Here is a 5,623-nt window from a genome sequence, read left to right as displayed (position 1 = left end):
GGGGCCACGGGCGCGGAGGTCCTGGCCAGGCTGGCCGGCGCCCATCTGGCGGAGCCCACCGGCCGCGGCTACCGCCTGGTCATCACCCCCGAGGAGCAGGACGCGGCCGAAGAGATGGCCGTCCACCTGCGCAGACTGGCGGACTGGGCCCGCACCGCGCCGGCGGGCGAGGTCGCCAAGGCGGCGGGGCTGGTGACGCGGCTGCTGGCGACGGCGGTCGAGATGGAGGAGCACGCGACCGCCCGGGACCTGGCCCGGGCGGCCGCCCCCGCGCTCGCGCGGTCCCTGCACTGGGGATCGTGGCGGACGGTCCTCGCGCTGGGCCTCGTCGCGGCGCGCGCGCTGAACTCGGCCGAGGACATCGCTTACTTCACCCACGAGGAGAGGGTGCGCCGGCGGACGCTCGGGCTGCTGGTGGGGGGCGCCGCGGGCGGCGCCGCCGGGGCCGGGATCCTGGCGGCGCTGGGCGGCAAGAGCCTCGCCGGGACGGTGTCGGCGCATCCCGCGGCGATCGGCGCGGTGACGGCGACCGTGCTGGCCACCGTGATCGCCGGGGCGGGGCTCGCCGCCGCCCGGGGAGACGATCCCCCGCCCCAGAGCGGGCCGCCGGCGTCGTCCGGCCCGCTCGTCCCCGGGCCGGAGCCCTCGCCCAGCCGGTCCGCCACGCCTCGTCCGGACGTGTGGCTCCGGCTGTCGTCCTCGTCGGTGAAGGTCGGCGGGAGCTACCGGGCGAGGGCGGGCGGGATGGAACCGGACGAGCCGGTCGCCTTCAGCTGGACGGGCCCGTCCAGCAGCGATATCGGGGTCTCGACGGCCGCACGGTCCGGGGAGGCCGAGACCGAGGTCCGCGAAGGCGCCGCGCCGGGCGACTACACGATCTGGGCGAAGGGCCGGCGCTCCGGGCGGACGGCCTCGGCGCCGCTGCGGGTCCTGCCGCCCGACAGCCGCGGCGCGCCCCACCTGGCCCTCGACCCGCCGAGAATCAAGGTCGGCGGTTCCACCACGGCCACGGCCTCCGGATTTGACCCGGGCGAACCGGTCAAGTTCACCCTGGGTCCGGCGGGCCACAGCGGCTCCTACGCCCTGGAGGAGGCCGACGGCTCGGGAGTCGCCGTCGCCCGCGGCATGGGGCTCGGCTGGGCCACCGCCGGCAGTACGCACACGGTCTTCGCCGAAGGGACGAAGTCGGGCCGCAGAGCGCAGGCCAACCTTGAGTACTACGAGGAGAGACCGCAGGAACCGCCCGGCGCCACGGCGGATCCGAACCCGGCCACGCCGGGCGATGACGTCACCGTCAGGGGCACGGGTTTCACGCCCGGCAGTGAGGTGAAGCTCAACTCCCTCCTGGGCCCGACGCAGACGACGGTCGCGGACAGAGATGGCCGCGTGCGGTACACCGTGCCGATCGCAAAGGACACCACGCCGAAGGACTATCCCATCCAGCTCAGCCAGGAGGGTTCCGACCGAGAAGGGAAGACCACGCTGACGGTCCGGCCGTCCGGCACCACGTGAGGGCACATCACCGAGAAAGGCGCCTCGAATGACCGAGCAGGACTTGAGCGGACGGGGCCCGGGGGGACCGGACCCGGGCGGACCGGACCCGGGCGGGCAGCGGCCACGCGGCCATTGGGTGGAGGTCACCGGCCCCGTCTCGAACGGGCAGATCACCGTCGGCGACAACAATGTCGTCATCAGCGCGGACGGCGAACCGGCGGTGGACGTCCCGGCCCTGGCCGAGTTCGCGCGCGCCGTCCGGCAGGCGCTGCCGTCGCTCGACCTGGGACCTCGGGAGGAGGCCGCCCGGGAGCTCACCGAGCGGCTGCTGGAGGCCGTCGACGATCCCGAGCCCGACCCGGGACGGCTTCGGGCTCTCGGGCGGTCGCTGCGCACGGTCCTGGAGGGCGGGGCGGGAGGCGTGCTGAGCACGGTCCTGCTGAACATGTGGGGTGGTTGATCCTTTTCGCCGGTCCGCCGCCGAATGGCCGGCGGCGGGCCGAACTTACGTGATCAGAGAAATTACCGATCTTTGTCAGGGCATCGTTTTCCGGCAGCCGAACCCCGTCCTGGTGGAAATTTGGGCGCGGGTCGGCGAACAGGTGGACAATGTTATGCATTAAACCGGGGTTTGCGATTTTGGAAGGCATGTCGTCGTAAGGTTAGCGGTACGCCCCAGAATGCACGGCGGCGCGTTTCAGGTGAGCGGTCAGGGCGGCCCTGGCACGACTCGGAGAGGACTCTTCCCATGACCGAATCCGGCCTTTCCTCGGCTCCGGCCACCCCGCCGCGCCGCGACCTGTGCGGCGCCATGCACGTCCACCGGCGGCTGCTCAACGAGAGCATGACCTACCGGGCGCAGCGGGCGCGCATCGAGAACCGGGCCCTCCAGTACGAGACGGGCCGGCGCAGCTCGATCCGCCGGGGAGTGCTGACCATCCCCGTCGTCGTCCACGTCGTGCACAATCCGGACAACCCCGAGCAGAACATCGACGACGAGCAGATCCGGAGCCAGTTCACCGTCCTCAACCAGGACTTCCGGGCGGCCAACCCGGACGTGTCCCAGGTCCCGGACGTGTGGAAGCCGCTGGTCGCCGACACCCAGGTCGAGTTCCAGCTCGCGTCGGAAGACCCGCTGGGCAGGCCGACCAGCGGGATCGTCCGGGTCGAGACCGACCAGGAGGGCTTCGACACCGACGACGCGGTGAAGTCCGCCAACAGCGGCGGCGCCGACCCGTGGCCCAGCGACCAGTACCTCAACATGTGGGTCTGCCAGCTGGTGGGCGGCCTGCTCGGCTACGCCCAGTTCCCCGGCGGCCCGCCGCAGACCGACGGCGTGGTCATCCTGCACTCCGCCTTCGGGACGACCGGCACCGCGGCGTTCCCGTTCGACGGCGGCCGCACCGCGGTGCACGAGATCGGCCACTGGCTCGACCTCTTCCACATCTGGGGCGACGACGACGGCGCCTGCAGCAACGACGACCGCGTCGCCGACACCCCGAACCAGGCCGACCACAACCTCGGGGCGCCGGCCTTCCCGCACGTCACCTGCAACAACGGGCCCAACGGCGACATGTTCATGAACTACATGGACTACGTCGACGACCGCGCCATGTTCCTGTTCACCAAGGGGCAGAGCGAGCGGATGAACGCCTGCCTCGAAGGGACGCGGGCCTCGTTCATCGTGGCGCGCCACGGCGCCGCCGTGCCCGCCGGCAAGCCCGCCGCGGCGGCCGCGAGCGCGGGCGCGGGCGGCGGGAACGGCGGCAAGTCGGCGCACGACGGGGAGGTCGAGCGGCTGCTCAACGACTCCGAGCGGCTGACCATCGAGGTCCTCAGCGAGATCCGCGACGCGCTCGGCCTGGTCACCGGCCGGTCTCGCACATGACCGGCCCGGCGCGCCGGAGGGGCGCGGAGTGAACGGCGCGGCGCCGGACGTCACGGGTGCCTGGCTTCATTCCTTCGAGGAGGACACCGAGAGCGCGGCGGTGTACCGGCCCTCGGGGCACCCGTTCCGGCCGGCGCGGCGCGTCCGGGACGGGCTGGAGTTCCGGGCGGACGGGACGTTCGTGGAGCGCCGCCCGGGTCCGGACGACCGTCTCAGGGAGGTCCGCGGCCGGTGGGAGAGGCGGGACGCGGACAGGATCGGCGTCACCTTCCCGGAGGGGCGCGGCACGCCGTTCGGGATCACCGTCCTCTCCCGCACGCCCGACAAGCTCACGATCGCGAAATGACCCGTCCCGACGAAGGCTAGGCGCCCATGAGAACAGGCATCGCACTTCTGCCGGACGGCCGGGACGAGCCCCAGGGGCGTGCCGCGCCGCCCGGCGCCGACTGGGCCCGGCTGGACGACACCGTCCTGTACTGGGCGGACGACGACGAGCGCTGGCAGGACGCCCGCGACGGCGCGCGCTCCGCAGGGGTCGCCCTGGAGGAGCGTCCCGCACCGGGCACGTCCGCCGACCTGCACCTGGTGACCCAGGTCGGCCGCGTGTTCCAGCACGAGCACCCGGACGTGCCCGTACTGGTCGACAAGGGCCGCTACCTCGTGGTGTCCCTCGACAAGGGGCGCCGCGACCTGGTCCGGCCCCGCGCGGAGGTCTGCTACCGGGTGGAGCCGCTGCGGCCCGGCGCCGTGGTCTTCCGGAGCGCGGCACCGGCCGCCCGCCGCCCGGACCCCGGAGTGCAGGCGCTGGTCGACGAGGTCTCGCGCGACAGCTACCGGCAGCGTCTCGCCGAGCTGGTCGCGTTCGAGACCCGCCATTCGCTGAGCGACGGGTTCCGCGCCGCCGCCGGGATGGCCGCAGGCGTGCTCAGGGATCTCGGCTACATGGTGGAGGAGGTCCCCGTCGAGATCGGCCAAGGGCGGAGCCTCAACCTCGTCGCCGACCGGCTCGCGGCGTCGCGGCTGCCCCGCGAGGTCGTCGTGGTCACCGCCCACCTGGACTCGATCAACCTCCAGGGCGGGCCCGCCGCGCCCGCTCCCGGTGCCGACGACAACGGCAGCGGCGCGGCGGGGCTGCTGGAGATCGCCCGCGTGCTCGCCGGCGCCCCGCTGCTCGGCAACGACCTGCGGCTCATCCTGTTCGGCGGCGAGGAGGAGGGCCTGTTCGGCAGCACCCAGTACGTCGCGTCGCTGCCGCCCGACCAGCGCGCGGGCATCCGCTCGGTCATCAACATGGACATGATCGCGACGCTCAACACCGCGACGCCGACCGTCCTGCTCGAAGGCGCCGAGGTGTCCGCGCGGCTCATGGACGAGCTGGCCGTTGCCGCGGCGACGTACACCTCGCTCGGCGTGCAGACGTCGCTGCGCCCCTTCAACAGCGACCACGTCCCGTTCATCGACGCGTCGATCCCCGCCGTCCTCACCATCGAGGGCGCGGACGGCGCCAACGAGAACATCCACACCGCCGGGGACACGCTCGACGCGATCGACGAGGAGCTGGCCCTCGACATCGTCCGGATGAACACGGCCGCCACCGCGGCCGCGCTGGCCTGAACCGATCGCCAGACCGGACGGCAGAATCGGATCATGACGAATGTGACGCTGACCCCGCCCGGCGACGCCGAACGGCTCCGCGCCCCCGCCGGCTCCTACACGGTGCACCTGTCCGGCGAGCAGACCGGCGGTGCCCTGGCGATCGTGGAATACACCTTCCCACCCGGAGCCGTCGGCGCCGCCCCGCACGTCCACCGGGCCCACGCCGAGCACTTCCACATCCTCGAAGGCGAGATCGACTTCGAGGTGTCCGGCTCCACGACCACGGTCGGCGCCGGCGGAACGGTCTCCGTCCCGATCGGCACCGCCCACGGCTTCCGCAACGCCTCTACCGCCTGGGCGCGCTGCCTGTTCCTGCTCACCCCCGCCGGATACGAGGACTACTTCCGCGACATCCACCGCGCACTGGAAGCAGGCGAGACCCTCACCCCCGACCACCTCGCCGCCCTGCGTTCCCGCTACGCCACCGACTCCCTCTGACCCCACCTAGTCACGGCAAGCCGTCCTCCTAACGAACACGTTCAAAAACAAAGAGCCGAACAAGCCCCGAAACGCCACACCCCGAACTCCCAGCAGCACCCTCACCCACAAACCGAAGAAGCCGCGCACCCCGATCCCCTCCTCACC

General features: G+C 72.6%; 5 protein-coding genes and 1 pseudogene. All 6 read left to right on the top strand.

Annotated features, from left to right (window positions below; translation table 11 throughout):
* Nucleotides 1-1,512, top strand: a pseudogene (locus tag E1298_RS48955) (hypothetical protein); the annotation flags it as partial.
* Nucleotides 1,513-1,540: 28 nt separating this feature from the next.
* Nucleotides 1,541-1,954: a hypothetical protein gene (locus tag E1298_RS43465; RefSeq protein ID WP_131903230.1), complete on the top strand. Its 414-nt coding sequence runs from the start codon at nt 1,541-1,543 to the stop codon at nt 1,952-1,954.
* Nucleotides 1,955-2,242: 288 nt separating this feature from the next.
* Complete coding sequence (locus E1298_RS43460; protein WP_207945201.1) at nt 2,243-3,382, top strand: zinc metalloprotease; 1,140 nt, start codon at nt 2,243-2,245, stop codon at nt 3,380-3,382.
* A 28-nt stretch (nt 3,383-3,410) separates the two neighbouring features.
* On the top strand, nt 3,411-3,728 hold the full coding sequence (locus tag E1298_RS43455) for a hypothetical protein (protein ID WP_131903229.1): 318 nt from the start codon (nt 3,411-3,413) through the stop codon (nt 3,726-3,728).
* 26 nt (nt 3,729-3,754) lie between these two features.
* Entirely contained in the window at nt 3,755-4,996 is a 1,242-nt protein-coding gene (locus E1298_RS43450; RefSeq protein ID WP_131903228.1) for a M28 family metallopeptidase, read from the top strand.
* A 33-nt stretch (nt 4,997-5,029) separates the two neighbouring features.
* On the top strand, nt 5,030-5,476 hold the full coding sequence (locus tag E1298_RS43445; RefSeq protein WP_131903227.1) for a cupin domain-containing protein: 447 nt from the start codon (nt 5,030-5,032) through the stop codon (nt 5,474-5,476).
* The last annotated feature ends 147 nt before the right edge of the window (nt 5,477-5,623 follow it).

This window comes from Actinomadura rubrisoli (assembly GCF_004349215.1).
In the GTDB taxonomy this organism is placed as follows: Bacteria; Actinomycetota; Actinomycetes; order Streptosporangiales; family Streptosporangiaceae; genus Spirillospora; species Spirillospora rubrisoli.
The sequence above is the reverse complement of the archived record's forward strand: the minus strand, read 5'-3'. Positions and strand labels throughout refer to the sequence as shown.